Origin of the sequence: Fluviispira sanaruensis (assembly GCF_004295685.1) — a bacterium.
Lineage (GTDB): Bacteria > Bdellovibrionota_B > Oligoflexia > Silvanigrellales > Silvanigrellaceae > Silvanigrella > Silvanigrella sanaruensis.
Genome location: NZ_AP019368.1, coordinates 506757 through 522798, shown reverse-complemented (window position 1 = coordinate 522798; position 16042 = coordinate 506757). Strand labels below are relative to the sequence as shown.

At 34.3% G+C, this 16042-nt stretch carries 15 protein-coding genes; 4 read left to right on the top strand and 11 right to left on the bottom strand.

Annotation, left to right across the window (positions count from 1 at the left end; all coding sequences use genetic code 11):
• Positions 1 to 19: 19 nt before the first annotated feature.
• A complete protein-coding gene (locus EZS29_RS02265) occupies positions 20 to 1489 on the top strand; it encodes a nitrilase-related carbon-nitrogen hydrolase (RefSeq protein ID WP_130606109.1) in 1470 nt (489 codons plus the stop codon).
• Here EZS29_RS02265 and EZS29_RS02260 read toward each other — a convergent pair.
• Genes EZS29_RS02260 through EZS29_RS02245 form a run of 4 tightly spaced genes read right to left on the bottom strand, consistent with a single transcriptional unit; the run spans position 1470 to position 5091 of the window.
• Complete coding sequence (locus EZS29_RS02260; protein WP_130606107.1) at positions 1470 to 2663, bottom strand: site-specific DNA-methyltransferase; 1194 nt, start codon at positions 2661 to 2663, stop codon at positions 1470 to 1472. The two genes, EZS29_RS02265 and EZS29_RS02260, sit on opposite strands and share 20 nt — an antisense overlap.
• Positions 2656 to 3720 carry a hypothetical protein gene (locus EZS29_RS02255; protein WP_130606105.1) on the bottom strand — a complete coding sequence of 355 codons (1065 nt, stop codon included), beginning with the start codon at positions 3718 to 3720 and terminating at the stop codon, positions 2656 to 2658. The genes EZS29_RS02260 and EZS29_RS02255 overlap by 8 nt, the downstream gene beginning before the upstream one ends.
• A 16-nt stretch (positions 3721 to 3736) precedes the next feature.
• A complete protein-coding gene (locus tag EZS29_RS02250) occupies positions 3737 to 4402 on the bottom strand; it encodes a site-2 protease family protein (protein ID WP_130606103.1) in 666 nt (221 codons plus the stop codon).
• A 26-nt stretch (positions 4403 to 4428) separates the two neighbouring features.
• Entirely contained in the window at positions 4429 to 5091 is a 663-nt protein-coding gene (locus EZS29_RS02245; protein ID WP_130612719.1) for a DedA family protein, read from the bottom strand.
• A gap of 283 nt (positions 5092 to 5374) precedes the next feature.
• Here EZS29_RS02245 and dnaK point away from each other — a divergent pair, with 283 nt between their 5' ends.
• Positions 5375 to 7285, top strand: a complete 1911-nt coding sequence (dnaK, locus tag EZS29_RS02240; RefSeq protein WP_130606101.1) for a molecular chaperone DnaK — start codon at positions 5375 to 5377, stop codon at positions 7283 to 7285.
• A 102-nt stretch (positions 7286 to 7387) separates the two neighbouring features.
• Here dnaK and EZS29_RS02235 read toward each other — a convergent pair whose 3' ends face one another.
• The 5 genes from EZS29_RS02235 to EZS29_RS02215 form a co-directional block, all read right to left on the bottom strand.
• Positions 7388 to 8029, bottom strand: coding sequence for a hypothetical protein (locus EZS29_RS02235; RefSeq protein ID WP_130606099.1), 642 nt, complete (start codon positions 8027 to 8029; stop codon positions 7388 to 7390).
• 226 nt (positions 8030 to 8255) lie between these two features.
• Positions 8256 to 9335 carry a hypothetical protein gene (locus tag EZS29_RS02230; RefSeq protein ID WP_130606097.1) on the bottom strand — a complete coding sequence of 360 codons (1080 nt, stop codon included), beginning with the start codon at positions 9333 to 9335 and terminating at the stop codon, positions 8256 to 8258.
• 2 nt (positions 9336 to 9337) lie between these two features.
• Positions 9338 to 10048, bottom strand: coding sequence for an ATP-binding cassette domain-containing protein (locus EZS29_RS02225; protein WP_172603729.1), 711 nt, complete (start codon positions 10046 to 10048; stop codon positions 9338 to 9340).
• A complete protein-coding gene (locus EZS29_RS02220) occupies positions 10045 to 10425 on the bottom strand; it encodes a GntR family transcriptional regulator (RefSeq protein WP_172603728.1) in 381 nt (126 codons plus the stop codon). The genes EZS29_RS02225 and EZS29_RS02220 overlap by 4 nt, the downstream gene beginning before the upstream one ends.
• A 98-nt stretch (positions 10426 to 10523) precedes the next feature.
• Positions 10524 to 11513 carry a hydrolase gene (locus tag EZS29_RS02215; protein WP_130606091.1) on the bottom strand — a complete coding sequence of 330 codons (990 nt, stop codon included), beginning with the start codon at positions 11511 to 11513 and terminating at the stop codon, positions 10524 to 10526.
• A gap of 117 nt (positions 11514 to 11630) precedes the next feature.
• Here EZS29_RS02215 and EZS29_RS02210 point away from each other — a divergent pair, with 117 nt between their 5' ends.
• The gene (locus EZS29_RS02210; protein ID WP_130606089.1) at positions 11631 to 12401 is read left to right on the top strand and encodes a hypothetical protein; all 771 of its coding nucleotides are present in this window, start codon (positions 11631 to 11633) and stop codon (positions 12399 to 12401) included.
• Here the strand turns inward: EZS29_RS02210 and EZS29_RS02205 are convergent.
• Together EZS29_RS02205 and EZS29_RS02200 are read right to left on the bottom strand one after the other, a co-directional pair.
• On the bottom strand, positions 12394 to 13302 hold the full coding sequence (locus EZS29_RS02205; RefSeq protein WP_130606087.1) for a transporter substrate-binding domain-containing protein: 909 nt from the start codon (positions 13300 to 13302) through the stop codon (positions 12394 to 12396). The two genes, EZS29_RS02210 and EZS29_RS02205, sit on opposite strands and share 8 nt — an antisense overlap.
• Before the next feature lie 180 nt (positions 13303 to 13482).
• Entirely contained in the window at positions 13483 to 14364 is an 882-nt protein-coding gene (locus EZS29_RS02200) for a biosynthetic peptidoglycan transglycosylase (protein WP_130606085.1), read from the bottom strand.
• 76 nt (positions 14365 to 14440) lie between these two features.
• On the opposite strand from EZS29_RS02200, the gene EZS29_RS02195 reads away from it, so the two are divergent.
• Entirely contained in the window at positions 14441 to 15979 is a 1539-nt protein-coding gene (locus EZS29_RS02195; protein ID WP_130606083.1) for a leucyl aminopeptidase family protein, read from the top strand.
• The last annotated feature ends 63 nt before the right edge of the window (positions 15980 to 16042 follow it).

Here is a 16042-nt window from a genome sequence, read left to right as displayed (position 1 = left end):
TTTTATTACAGGTTTTTTCATGAAGAAAATTGAAATTTTGGTATTTTTTATTGCACTTTTTATAAGTTCGAACAGCTCATATTTTTCTTCGGGTTTTAATAATACGGGTTTTTTAATTTGGTTTGCAGCCACACCAATTTTTCTTTATTCTTTTTTTAATAATTATAAAAGGACTGCATTACTAGCTCTTATATCCTTTTTTATAGGAAGCCTAAGCTATTTTGAATATTTTAAAACATTGCCTGATATTATTTTAACTCTTATTTTCAAATCATTAGTTTATTCGTGTCTTATTTTGTTAAGTAAATATATATTTTTATTAAACAAAAAATGGTATCTCGTATTTTTCCCACCTTCGCTCTTTGCCTTTACAGAATTTATTTTTTCACTCATATCAGACCATGGAACTTTTGGCAGTTTAGCATACAGTCAAATTGATAATCTACCGTTAATTCAGATTGTTTCCATTGCAGGGTTATATGCCGTTACCTTTTTAATTTATCTATTCTCTTTTTCTTTAGCACAAGCAATCTATATTTTGGTAATAAATGGCTGCAAAAAATCACTTATATCTTTTCTACCCACTTTTATCATTTTTCTCTCTGTAATTATATTTGGCTTCTGGCGAATAAATTCATTGGAAGACAATAAATCAGAAAAAATTAAAGTTGGATTAGCCTCCATCGATAGTTTATTTGCATTATCTTTTATCCCAAATGAAAAAACTGCAACCGAAGTAATTCATAAATATTTAGCACTCATTCCAGCTCTTAAGAAGGATGGTGCACAAATTATAGTCTTCCCGGAAAAAATTGTAACCCTAACAACTAAGTATGAATCTTCAATTGCAAACTTAATTGCAGAATCGGCCAAGAAAAATGATGTGATGATAATCATAGGGATTCGTCGCATGAATATAGACAATAAAAATTATAATTCTGCCTGGATATTTTCTCAAGAAGGTGTTCTCACAACAACATATAATAAAAATTATTTATTACCAGGTTTCGAAATAAAGACAAAGAATAGCTTGCCTGAATTGACGCCAGGTAAGAGTTTTTTAGGTTTTAACTATGAGCAAAATAAGTTTGGAATTGCCATCTGTAAAGATATGGATTTTCAAGCAACAGCACTGGCAAACTCAGAGCAAAAAGCCAGCATTGTTTTTGTCCCCGCTTTGGATTTTGTTACAGACGCCTGGTTACACGGAAAAATAGCAATTTTTAGAGGTATTGAGGGTGGATTTTCAGTCGTACGCGCTCCCGCTCAAGGAATATTAATGGTGAGTGATGAAACAGGAAAAATATTAAGCAAGATAACGACCTCAGAAACAAAAACAACCTATGCTATAGTGGCTGTTCCTTTAGGAAAGGGTGATACTTTTTTTTCAAAATATCCACATTTATTTTTATATATTTTAGGGGTAAATAGTTTTTTATTGATTTTATTAAGTATTCCTATTAAAAAACCTAAGACTGCAAAAATTTAAAGGAACAATCTAAGTTATTTTTCTTGATAAAGAGATCGAGTCTTTTATAAGCAAGCTCTGCTAAAGAATGAATTTCGTATTGAGAGAGCCCCTCTATTTTTTTAAAAAGCTGAACTAAAATAACTTTTCTATTACCTTTGTCTTCCATGTTTTGCTGAAAAACGGCTTGTCCCGTGGTGCCAGAGCCAGCAAAGAAATCCAATATAATATCATTTTCAAGAGGATTTGTGATTAAATTCACAATTCTTTTAATAAGATCGATTGGCTTTGGCATATCAAAATGTGCTTCAGGAATTATTTTTCTGAGATCATAACTGCCGGTGCATTTTATATCAAACCACACATCATTTCCCATCCTTTTATATGAGGGAGAAATATAATGCTCTGGCTTATTATTTTTATTTAAACGCAAAAGATCAATTTTTTTGCCATGTGAAGTATTTTCCATGTACCAGTTGTCAATTAATTCTTGTTTTAAAAATAAATCTTCCATTAATAAATTGCAGAATATTTTTTTTAGATCCTGAAACATAAGATGATAATTCTCTACTGCTTTTTCGCTGCGCTCTTTGCTCCAACGCCATTGTCCTTTTTTAGGAATAATCCCAAATAATTCATAGCGCAAATTAGGCCTTTCCGTGCCTCGCCAATGGTTATTCCAAATCCCTTTTCTTAATTCTTTGCGATCAAATTCAAATTTTTTAATTTTTATATTTTTATTTTTGCTATAAAATAAAAGATATTCATGCCCAATAGTAATTTTTTGTGAGGTAGAAAACTGTGATTGAACATTTTTTATTCCTCTTGGAACAACAATACAATTTCTAAAATTTTCTTCACCAAAAATACTGTCCATGAGCATGCGTAAATAATGTACTTCATTGTCATCAATACTTATAAAAATAAATCCATCCTCTTTTAACAATTTATAGGCAATTTCAAGGCGCAATTTCATCATCTGCGACCAATGCTGATGGCTACCAAAATTATCATTGTATACAAATTTTTTTTTCGTATTATAAGGAGGATCGATATAAATTAGTTTTATTTTATTTGCGTAATATTTATTTAATTTTTCTAAGACAAAAAGATTATCACCAACTATAACGGAATTTAACACTTCACTCAAAATGACTTTTTCATTAGAATAGAAATCCCAAAAAAAGTCATTCATTTAAAAACTCTAATAATTGTTCAATTTTGGCAAATTCATGATTCATGACTTTGCCACCCGCAACAAACGCATGCCCACCTCCAGAAAAATTCTTGGCAAAATAATTTCCTAAATGTTTGTTTGCATCTGCAGGTTTATTCCATGGATTAATTCCACAGGAAAGGGATGAATATCCTTTGTTAAAACTTGGCATGATATGCAACGCATATTGGGCTTCAGTAAATATCATATATGGCACAAAGCGACCCATCCCTGAAAATTCACGACTTTCACTGAAATTTGCAAAAGCAACTTTTCCTTTGAGCTTTGTATTCTTTTTATAAAGTCGCAGTTGTTTATTAAAAATTTGCTCTTCAAAGCTAAATATTGCTGAGTAGAGCGAATCGGAATCAAATAATTCTTCTATGGATGGACTTTTTGTGATTTGTTTTACAATTCTTTTATAAAGCGTTTCATTATGAATAGCCGGATGGCTTGGATTGAATAAAACTTGTAACTTTACAGCTGTTGAAGAGTAATCATGTGCAGCTTCACAGGTCGCGTAGAGTGCTCCATCAATAATTTCGGCATAGTCAATAAATTCTTCGTATTCTTTCATTAGTTTTGCAGGCAACTCAAGTTCATGTTGATGCGTGCGCAAAAGGCCAGGGGTGCTAATCGCTGATATATCCCATTTTGTGATAACATTTGGGAGAATCTCGGCAGTATTTTGTTCGGTTAAAAATGGATAACTCGATCCCGTTGGATGATGATCAAGCCAATAACAGTCCGGTATAGATTTCTTAGACTCGCCACTTTTTTCGAGCGCAAATTTTTGCGTGAAAAATCTTTCACTTAGTAAAGAAGGATGCAATGTAAAATCTAAGATTGAGCAGGGCCATTTGATTTCATTTAAACTCCACTCACCTAAACTCGACACGTGATTGACAGGCTGCACATTTATATACCAACCATATTTTGCATATTTATCGTTTATAAATTTTGAAAATAATGCGGCCGCTATCCCCCCATCTGCATCGGAGTGACTGTAGATCGTATAGATTTTATCGTGTGCCATTATGTTATTACCATTATCAATTAGTTCCTAATATAAATAAATAAAAGAAAAATTTAAAAAAGAAATTTAAAGCGCCAAACACAATCAGCAATAACCCTGCAATCGATATCATATTTGCATTGTTACTCACTGTATTGGCAGATTTATATGGCAAATTATTGATAAGAATATTCCAACCAGGCAGACCTGGCATCGGCAAAAGTGATAAAGCCCCAATTGTTATATTTGATATCCCGATTAATGAAACGATTAAGCCAATTTGTAACTCGGGCTTTGTGAAGTCTAATAAATTCGTTGGTAAAATCACTCCCATGCCACTAAAACGCAATAAAAGCATACAAATAATTGCGATTATAAAATTCATCCCAATACCAGACAAATAAATAATATTTATGTCTTTTTTAATATTTCTAAATGAGCGTGTATCGATATTAAATCTTTTTGGCCAACCAAAGACGATTGGGGAATTCATTAAAATAGTAATTATTGGAAATATCACTGTGCCCAATGGATCAATATGTGGGACAGGATTAAGGGTCGCCATAGAACTTGTTTGCATCGAATTATCGCCCCTTCTTCTTGCCATAATGGCAATAGCAGCTTGACTCGATATAATAGCTATTAAAAATCCTAAATATTTTAAAATACCAAATGCTATTGTAGACTCTGAAAAAGATCCCATTTTATTTTCACCTATTTTTTAAAAAATTATATATTTGTTTTTTCTTTTATTTTTTTCTTTATATACCAGATAATAATTAGACTTACAATTGCTATGCCTATTATGGTAATGATACCCATCTGCCCTTTTTTAACATAATGCTCAAGCTCAGATGAACCTGTCAATTGTCTTTGCCCCCAAAAACCTAAATAGACCCAAAGAGGCACGCTGATAATAGCAGCAAGTCCATCTGTTAAAATAAATTTAATATAAGAAACTTTGCGGGTGATCCCCGTAACGACGTAAATAGGTGAGCGGAGTCCAGGCATAAAGCGTGCTGCAAAAATAAACCAAAAACCATATTTTTCAAATTTGCTTTGGGTCCAATTATAACGATCTTGTGTCACGATACGAGCAAAAAACTTTACTTTTAAAAGTTTATTGCCAAATATATATCCTAAAAAAAACATTGTGCTATCACCAATCAACACGCCTGCCATGGAAACTGCAAACATTAAATGCACCTGATGACAAGATTGAAGGGCCTGCATAAATGTCCCATCCACGGCGCAAGCAACAGAGGAGATAACTCCACCCGCAACTAAGGTAATATCTTCAGGAATAGGTAGGCCAAATCCACAAAGCAAAAGAACACCAAATACAGCGATATAACCATAAGTTGTAAAAAATTCGATAAGGCTATCTAACAACACGGTAACTCCAAAACTGTGTAAAAAAAAATTAACTCAGCATATCCCCATTTAACTGATACTAGCAAAGCACGCAAACATATACTTACGCATTCAAAATAGATTTCTGACTTTCTGTGTTGACACAATAAAATCGGTGCTTATGTTCCTCGCAAGCAGGAAAAGAAATGCAGCCTGTGTTTTTTGCTTGTCGACAAGCGGCTAAAAATACTAATTTCTTTTCTTAATTCTATTTCAATAAAAAGAGCTTAATTTTCATTTCCTTACCTCGGAGGTTTTTAGTATGAGTAAAATTATTGGTATTGACTTAGGTACAACCAACTCAGTTGTTGCAGTTATGGAAAACGGCAAACCCATCGTAATTGCTAATCAAGAAGGCGAGCGCACCACTCCCTCTGTTGTAGCATATACACGAGACGGTGAATTTATTGTAGGCCGCGCTGCACGTAACCAAGCCGTGACAAACCCACGCAATACTATTTACTCTGCAAAACGCTTTATCGGCAGCCACTATGCAGAGCGCACAGAAGAAGCCAACAAAATGCCATACACTGTAAAAAAAGGTCCTAGTGATAAGATCTTATTTGAAATTGGCGGCAAAGATATGGCTCCTCCAGAGATTTCTGCGAAGGTTCTTCAAAAATTAAAAGAAGCAGCAGAAAGTTATCTTGGCCAAACAGTAACAAAAGCGGTGATCACTGTTCCGGCTTACTTTAATGACTCACAAAGACAAGCAACTAAAGATGCTGGTAAAATCGCAGGACTTGAAGTTCTTCGTATTATTAACGAACCAACCGCAGCGGCTCTTGCATACGGTCTTGACAAGAAAACAAACCAAAAAATTGCTGTTTATGACTTTGGTGGTGGTACTTTCGACGTATCTGTACTTGAAGTTGGTGACAACGTTGTTGAAGTTCTTTCTACAAACGGTGACACACACCTTGGCGGTGACAACGTGGATGAACGCCTCATCGACTTCCTCGTTGCTGAATTTAAAAAACAAACATCCATGGACGTCTCTAAAGACCCTATGGCTATGCAACGCTTAAAAGAAGCTGCTGAAAAAGCTAAGATTGAACTCTCTAGCCAAACTAAAGTTGATATCAATCTTCCTTATTTGACTGCTGACCAAACAGGCCCTAAACACTTGGCTGTGAGCCTTATGCGCTCCCAGTTTGAACAAATGATCATGGATATTATTGACAAAACTATAGAGCCTTGCCGCAGCGCTTTGCGTGACGCAAACCTCAGTATCGATCAAATTGACGAAGTTGTTATGGTCGGTGGCTCCACTCGTATTCCTTTGGTTGGCGAAAAAGTAAAAGCATTCTTCAAAAAAGAACCAAACCGCTCTGTGAACCCTGACGAAGTTGTTGCAGTGGGAGCAGCCGTTCAAGCAGGCGTTCTCGGTGGAGAAGTGAAAGACGTTCTCTTGCTCGACGTAACTCCGCTCAGCCTCGGAATTGAAACTTTAGGCGGCGTATTTACAAAGCTTATTGAACGCAATAGCACCATTCCAAAGCGTGCAAGCCAAATTTTCTCTACGGCTGCAGATAATCAAACAAGCGTTGAAATTGGTGTTTTCCAAGGTGAACGCGAAATGGCACGCGACAACCGCTCACTCGGCCGCTTCAATTTATCTGAAATTCCTTCTGCACCACGTGGCGTTCCACAAATCGAAGTGACTTTCGATATCGACGCAAACGGGATTTTGAATGTTTCCGCAAAAGATCTTGGGACAAGTAAAGAACAAAAAATCACTGTGACAAACTCGGGTGGACTTTCTGAAGCTGACATCAAACGCATGATGGAAGAAGCAGAACGTCATGCTGCTGAAGACAAAACACGTCGTGAAACAATCGACGTACGCAACAAGCTTGACAGCATTATTTTCCAAACAGAAAAGAATCTCCGTGAAAATGGTGACAAACTTCCTGCAGAAATGAAGTCATCGCTTGAAACTGAACTTGCAAGCGCTCGCTCTGTTCTCGAAACAAAGAGCGAAGACAAAGTTGCTCTCGAAGCCGCAATTGCTTCTCTCGAAGCAAAAGCACACAAGCTTGCTGAAGAAATGTATAAAAACACAGGCGCGCAACCAGGCGGCGCACAGACAGCAGACGATACAAACAACAAGCAAAATAATTCCAAAAATAAAGATGGAGTTGTTGACGCTGAGTTTGAATCCAATTCATAATTAGGTTCAAACAATATTAAAAGCCCACCTAAATAAATATTTAAGTGGGCTTTTTTAATACAACTCTCTGTGATTCTATCAATTTGCTGCAAAACTCAATAACTAAAAACGGAAGCCCAAAGCTATACCTCCTGTTGCCGCCCCAGAGGGTTCTATATTTCCTTTCTCATCAAAAACAAAAAGATATGCCCCCTCAAGGGATAAAAAAGTAGATTTGGAAAACCAATAGCGCGTCCCTAGAAATGTTTGACCATAGGCATAGGTTGTCCTGCCAGCAGCTAAATTTTCAGTTAAACTTATAATAAAAGAAGGATAGTTATCTGATTTTATATCTGTTTTTGCATCTACATATCCCAATCGCAATGCAGCATAAGGCTCCCAACTGCTGCCTAAAGCACTTGCAATAATATCTCCATAATAGTGTTTGGATTTTCCTCCATCACCTATTCCTGCACCACCTGCAATCGCTAAAGCACCTGAATCAACACTACTCCCTTGAATAAGAGCATATTTCAATCTGAAGCTTTGAGTTAATGACTCTAATTTTAAACCAAAATCAAAATTTTCTGTTAAACCGTAATTCCATTTTATGGCATAAGCATAAGGGACACCTGCAGCAATCGAAATCTCATGATTGCCTTTACCCACTGTTCGACCTGTTTCGTTTAAAGTTAATGAGCTTAAACATGAGGTCAAAATAAAAATAGGAGATAAAATAACAAAGACTTTTAGCAAGAAAGGCATAAATAAATGTGCTCCACTATTTTATTATAAATAAACAATATATAATAATAAATATTGAATAATTAATTTGTTTTATTTAAATAATAATATTCTTATAAAATATATGTTGTCAATAATATCTCACTAAAAGTCCAAATAATGACTCTTTTTCCAACTGATACATTTAAAGATTCAATTGGTAAAATGCAATAAAAGACATTAAATAAAGAGATATACTATTGAAATTCTAAAAAATTGGATTGCTTGGAATATGAAAAAAATCAATATCTCCCCAGTTCCGTAATATATCAATTGCCATAGAACTGACTTCGTCATCTGGGCTCTTTGCGAGCTGAAGAATACGACTGATATAAATGACTTGTGGTGAACTCTCTAGAATACGTAAAGCATAAATTTGTTCGGTCGCTCGATTTGAATTTAAGTATTTTTCAATCCGTTCAAGATTCCAATTTTTAGAATAATTAGACACAGAATCAGCAAGTGATTTACAAACATCAGTGCAATGATTTCCATGCAAAATAACTGTTTCCATTTTTTCAAGTAATTTATCATTATAATAAGATGGAATAATAATACGCATTGGTTCTGAAAACGCATCATTGCGATTTCCCAACCATTCTATGGAAACACTTTTTCCAACAAAAGCTTTTTCTTTTAACAATTTTTTTGCAACAGTAAGCTGTAAATTTTCATTTGGGATAGATAAACCCAGCTCATATATATTTAATCTAAAATAATTAGCGGATACAAGAATGGAAATCGATAAAACTAAAGGCAAGACTATAGTTTTTAATTTTGATGCACGTTTTTCAGACATAGAATAATAAGCAAATGAAAGACTTAAAATGAAAATAGCAAATTCATAACATACATAATTTACTAAAAAATAGGATGAGAGATAAAGAAAAATAATCCAAGCAATAAAACCAGATAAACTTCTTGCTAATATCGAACTTAATACAAACAGCGATGAAATACGGGTCGCATCGGCAATACTGCTGATCAAATCGTTTTCTATATTTTTTTTAAAAAAAGTTATCAGGAATATGATAAACACACTTAAAGTAAAGGGAACAATGACTCTGATAAAATATCTTTTATTAAACGTCAGAGGAAGAGATTCAATAAAACTCCAAGTCCGTTCTTTTTTTGGTGCAATATTCCATTCATAGAAAAATAAAATAAGAAAAATAAATGGAAGAAAAGACCATATTCCGCCAAAATATATTCCCGCAACAGTGCCAACTAAACACAACAGAAAAAAAGACCAATACTGTTTAAACAGAAACATGAATGTTGCAATCACGTTTAACAATCCTTTCTTTCATAAATTCGCATTATTTCTTCAAAGCTTGTTCTATGCTCCTCTTTAATGGCATCTAGTGCACTTTGAAGAATAACTTTCCCTTTTTTTAAAAGGATAATATCTGTTGCATATCTCTCTATATCTTCGACCATATTCGTGGCGACAACCACTTGGGCTCCTGTATCGTAAGAATATGCATCCAACTTCTTAAAAATAGTTCTTCTGGAATCCGTGTCTAATTCATTGGTCACTTCATCCAATAGAATCACCATCGGCATTCTTGGCAAACTTAATAACAAGCGAAAACGCACTTGCTCACCGCGGGAGAGTTTATCGATGCGCTTATGTGCAGGCACAGCGAGATCCCGTAAGAGAGCATTTTCAATTTCGCTATTCCAATTTTGCGCAAGTGACTTGATCAATTTAAGATGATCAGCAGTTGTGAGCCCTTGATAAAGTTCAAGATTCCAAGAGATAAGATGAATTTTATCTTTCAATAATTCAAAATGCTTAAATATATCTTTTGCCAAATAAATAACTGAGCCAAGATCCGGTTTATCCAAACCCGCCATCAATCTAAGCAGAGACGATTTTCCTGCTCCATTGTGTCCAACAAGTGCCGTAATACCCGGCGAGTGGAATTTAAGTTGAGGAATCTCGAGTCTTATATTTTGCGTTTTGCCATATAGCTTTAAATTATTTACTTCGATCATATTTCTTGTCCACTCCAACATTCCTCAACGAGAGCTTGAAATCTATCTTGTTCAACACCTAACTCACGCGCATGCGATACAATATTGCTCAAACTAGGTTTAAGAAGATCTTCTTTTTGATTTTGATTGAGCGAGTTAATATTTTCGGAAACAAAGGCACCCACACCACGACGAATGATGATAAATTTTTCAACTTCTAATATTTTAAGAGCTTTTTGAATTGTCAGTGAATTCACTTCAATCATTTCTGAAATTTCACGTACAGAAGGCAAAGCGGTACCAGCTTGAATGATGCCAGAGAGAATTTGATTTCTCATTTGCTCGACAATTTGGGCATAGAGAGGAATTGAAGAATGCGGATTTACTTGAAGCCTCATTTTTAAGCGCACTCCACTAAAGGTGATATACATCTCTATAGAAGTACAACTCTTGAGCAACAAAAGCAAGTTAGCTTATATAAAAATAAACATTCATATTAAATTTTAATTTGAGCAAGACAAAACTTTATTATTCTTGCTTCTAGCCAATACATTGGAATTAAAAGAGAATGCCAAGAAATAAAACCGACATGCCCGCCGTGCGATGTCAATTCCAATTGAATTGATTGAGATAATTCAGTTTGATGTGGCACACAAGCCGCACTCATAAAAGGATCGTCAAGTGAATGAATGATGAGCGTATTATGTTTGATAAGAGATAAATATTGTCTTGAGCTTGATTTGTTATAATAATCTTTAGCCCCCTTAAATCCATGAATACGGGCAGTTATTTTATCATCAAATTCCCAAAAATTCTTAATGCTAACAATTTCTTCTTTAGATAAATTAAAATCTTTATAGCGATTATTTTTAAGCAAATTATTTTTTAAACTTTTAAGTAACCACCATTGATATAATCTTGAAAAACCTTTGTTCATTTTCTGAGCAGAATTTTCTAATTCAAATGGAACTGAAACAGCCACTGCAGATGAAATAAATTCATTTTCATTATTTTCAGATAACCATTTCAATAAAACATTACCGCCTAAAGAAAAACCGACAATAAATACCTGAGATTTTATTTTTTCCTTTTGCCTTAAATAATTAATAAAAAAATTGAGATCTTCAGTTTCTCCTGCGTGATAAGCTCTGCGCAATTTATTTTGCACGCCTGAACACCCTCTAAAATGCATACATACAGCGCGAAAACCAGAATCAATCGCTTTCTGCATTGTCCGTCTAATATAAGAAGAATTCGAGGATCCTTCTAATCCATGCAAAAGCAAAATGAGCGGTTTGTCTTCCTGTTTATTTGCCGTCCAGTCAACTTCAATAAAATCATGATCTGGCAAATAAATGGTTTCACGGTTTAATAAAAGATTTTTTTGACATGAAAAAAGAGCGGGAAATAACGTCTGTAAATGTCGATTTCTCATCCACCAAATAGGTTTGAAATCTGATAGAATCTTGTTATTATATTTCTGCAAGTATGAAAACCTTATATCAATAAATATGCTCAGTAAGAATGACAAAGCTATGACGCTATAGTTATTTCTCAACTCAAATTAATATATCAACATTGCAAAATAAATGCGAGGGGTAAAATGCTCGATAGTGTCCCTGAAATAAATTCAGAAACAAATTATAAAAATACTTATGAAGTATTAACTAGTAAAAATATTCCTATATATTTACTTTCTTCCCTCATGCAAAAATTTGAAGATTATAGAGCCAAAAGAAAAATGGGTTGGTCTCGCCCATGGAATAAAATTAATGTTTGTACTTTCGAAAGTTATCGTTGGTATACAAAAATTGATTATGACTTACTAACTTTATTTAGAACAGTTTTATTACAAAATACACATTACTTTGATGATAATTCTGAATTTTTTATAAGAGATATTTTGCATGATACGAGAGCTCAGGGATTCTTATTTTATCACGATCGGATTGAGGTAGATAAAGCATACGAAGGTGTCACCTTAAGTTTTGGGAGACTTTCATCCTTAAATAATAGATACAGAGATAGAATTGATATCATTTTCGAATCACAACTTATAAACTCAACGAGCACTCGAAACCTTGACTTGATAAAGATTTATATAGACCCTTACTCAGGCGATACAAATCTACCTCAAGTCATTAAACTGGATAAATCTTTTAAAAAAACATATGGACTTTTAAAAAATTTGTATGCTCTACTCACTTATAAATACTATAGTTGGCAATTTAGCGAGAGAGAATGGTATCATTGGTCACAAAAATTCGTGCCGTATTTTGGAGAAAGAAAATTCGTACCCTATAATTCTCTTTTTATAAATCCAAAAAAATCTCAGCTTGTAAGCGAAAAAGATATTATTTTAAAATCTACTTAACCCCAAGAACTTGAGATCTCCAAAGCTGATCTTGAAAATAAAATTTTTCTGCCCGCGCATAACCGCCACTCTCTTTCCAGGTCTTTAAAAACTCATTAAAGGAGCCAATCAATTCTTTACTTGATTTTTTTGCTGCGATTGAAAAACTATCTGAAACAATTTTGGTTGGTAGTATTATAAATTTATTTTGTTTATCTTTATCCATTAAATTAACATATGTCGTATCTGTAACAAAGGCTTTTGCTCTTCCTTGCGTTACAGCCAGAACGAGATCAGAGTCTTGATCGAATCTTAAAATTCTTGCTTTTTTCAAGGTTTTTGACAGATAAATATCGCTCGTATATCCCGTTTTAACGGCAATATTGTTATCATCTTTATCTAAATCTTCAAGGCTTTTATAAGCAGATTTATTATCTTCTGTGTTTTTGAGTGCAATGCTCAGACCATTGATAAAGGTTGAATCACTAAATGCAACAATTTTTTCTCTTTCAGGTGTAACTGTCATACCAGCCGCGATAAGATCACATTTACCAGAAATTAATGCTGGAATAATTCCGTCAAAACTAATTTGAATCATTTTTAATTCGACCTTCAGAGATTTTGAAAAATGTTTCATCATATCAATATCAAATCCAGTCCACTCACCTGTCTGAGTTTTCATTTCGAATGGAAGAAAGCCTGCATCAGAGCAAACTTTGAGGACTTTTGCGTCTAGAACCTTTTTTAAACTTTTATCAATTTTATCATTTTCTGTTAATTTATTCGAATCCGCTTGATCATTTTTTTCTTGAGCTACTTTAAGAGTTACACTTTTTTCGGTTAAGGCAAATGAACTCATTGAAGGGATAAGAGTAAGCAGGGAAAAGGTATGCAAAAAGAACTGTCTAAAACCTAATTTCATTTCATTTCCTCTTTTAATAATCCATTACCAAGCGGACGAGACCAGAATATAAACGAATTTAAATATTCTCTACTCAAACTTGGTTCTTAATACATAAGCAGCGCAAACTGGTCAAGTAGTACAAATTAAGATATTGTTTTTATGATATTATTTTCAATAATCCAACTAAAAATTTAGAATTTAATAATCTTCTGAATTTTCATCTTCATCATTTTCATCAAAATCTTCCACACCCTCAATGGTTTTTATAGTATTATCAGGAAGTTTTGTTTTGTTTAGCAAAGCATTGTCCAATTGTTCTTTGCCTTTTATAGCTTCATAGTTACGAGCTATGACGAGATCCTTGTTGTTGAGAATACCCATTTTTTGAATTGTATTTAAGATTTTTTTATATCTTTGCACAAAAAACGATGTCGGTTTTTGTGTTACCAAACTTTGATTCCATTTTTTAGGTGATGGAATAATTGCCACAAGAGCAATGCATTGAGATGGAGTGAGTCTTTTCGCTTCCGTGTTAAAATATTTTTGTGCAGCATTTTCGAGTCCATAAATTTTTGGACCGAATTCAACAACGTTAAAATACCATTCAAGCTGCTGATCTTTTAACATGATTCCATCTAAAATAAACGCACCCATTATTTCCCTCGATTTCCGTAAATAACTTTTTTTACGCGAAAGAAATGCATTTTTAACAAGTTGTTGCGTTATTGTACTTCCACCCCGCTTTTTTTTTCCAATTTTCTGATTTGTAATAAAACTCATTTTTAGACTTTCAAAATCCACTCCTTTGTGCTGATAAAAACGATTATCCTCCGCTGCAATCAAGGCTGCTTTACAGGTTTTAGGGATTTCATTGTATGAGCTCCAAGATTGAGGGGAAAAAACACTAACGACTGGACCTGTAATACGAATATATCTTGATTTTCCATCACTCTCATAAGGAAAATATATCAGTAATCCAGAATATAATAAAAAAACCCAAGGGATAAACCAGAGAATAAAAGCAACGAAACAAAATAATGGAAGTTTTATAAACCAAAATGATGTAGAAAAAACTTTCATTCTAATTCCTTGCTAAGATTAAGTGATTAAAGCAAAATAAATTGGCAGCTTTTTAACCCTAAGATGAGGTACTTTTATGTCACTACCTAAAATTAAACCACTTGAATTTATTTCCAAACCTATCATTGAAAATAACAATACCGACCTTGCTATAATCGTAATAGATGAAACTGATATCGAAAAGGGAACAATTCATTCTTCAGAACTCACAAATCTTGACTCACAGTTTAATGGTATCATTCAAAAACTGATATCATTTGGTGATTTTGAAGGGAAATGGCTACAATCCACAGTTTCAATTTCAGATAATTCAAAAATAAGTAAAAGAATTGTTCTGATTGGTGCTGGTAAAAAACAAGATATTAAGCCATCAAGAGCTCGACAAATTGGGATTAAGTCTGCTGAAATTGCCCTTGCACTCAAAACCCAACAAGTTACATTTTTACCATATTCAAAACTTATAAATTCTAAAGAACTTATTGCTCAAGTGCATGCTGGGTTTAATTTAGGTATGTATAAATACCCAAATTCCAATGCCACAGCACAAGCAATGGCTGAAAGCGAAAAACCTCTTCAAGTAACTTATATTTCAAATATATCGGGCTGCCAAGAAGAACTCAATCATACTGAGATTATAAATAATTCTGTGAATACCTGCCGCCTGCTTCAAGACGGGGCACCTAATATCGCTACTCCAAAATACATTGCAGAAAACATTGCAGAACAAGCAAAGAAACTGAATTTAAACGTCCAAATTTGGGGTGCACAAAAGCTCAAAGAAATGGGATTTAATGCTATGCTTGCTGTTGCAGGGGGCAGTGCGCTTGAACCACAATTCGTAGTTATTGAGTATAAACCTGAAAAGTTTAGCAAAACAATTGCCTTTGTGGGCAAAGGTTTAACTGTGGATACGGGTGGGTATTCATTAAAAACCCCGTCTATTCATCAAGAAGGAATGAAGTACGACATGTCTGGCTCTGCTGTTACTTTAAGCTCTATTCTCGCCATAGCTCGACAAAAATTACCCATACATGTTTATGCCGTTGGAGCCCTCTGCGAAAATATGGTGGATGCATTGGCTTTTAGGGTTGGAGATATCATCACGGGATATTCCGGAAAAACCATCGAAGTTCTCAACACAGATGCCGAAGGTCGCCTTGTATTAAGCGATGCACTTCATTATGCTGCTAAAGATTTAAAACCAGATTATATTGTAGAATATTCGACGTTAACGGGAGCTATGATCGGAGCTCTTGGCCATGTTGGAGCGGGTGTTTTTGCCTTCGATAAAGAGCTTGAACAGATTGTTATAAAAGCCTCTGAAGAAACAGGTGAAAGAGCATATCCACTCCCTGTTTGGGAAGAGATTGCGGATGACAATAAAGGCAGTATAACCGACCTTGTTAACTTAGGAAAAAATTCAGGTGGTGCTGGCAGCATGGTTGCAGCGGCATTTTTAAAAGAATTTACCGAAGATATTCCTTTCGCCCATATAGATATTGCTGGAGTTTCTGATAAAAACCAAGCCATAGGTTACACGCAAAAAGGCAGCTCAGGCTATGGCGTTCAATTATCAGTGCAAATTGCAAAAAAAATCTCTGGACTCAATTCTTAATTTTTTTCTCTGTGATAAAATTTTAAACAAAAAAAAGAGTGCAAGTGAATAACTTGCACTCTT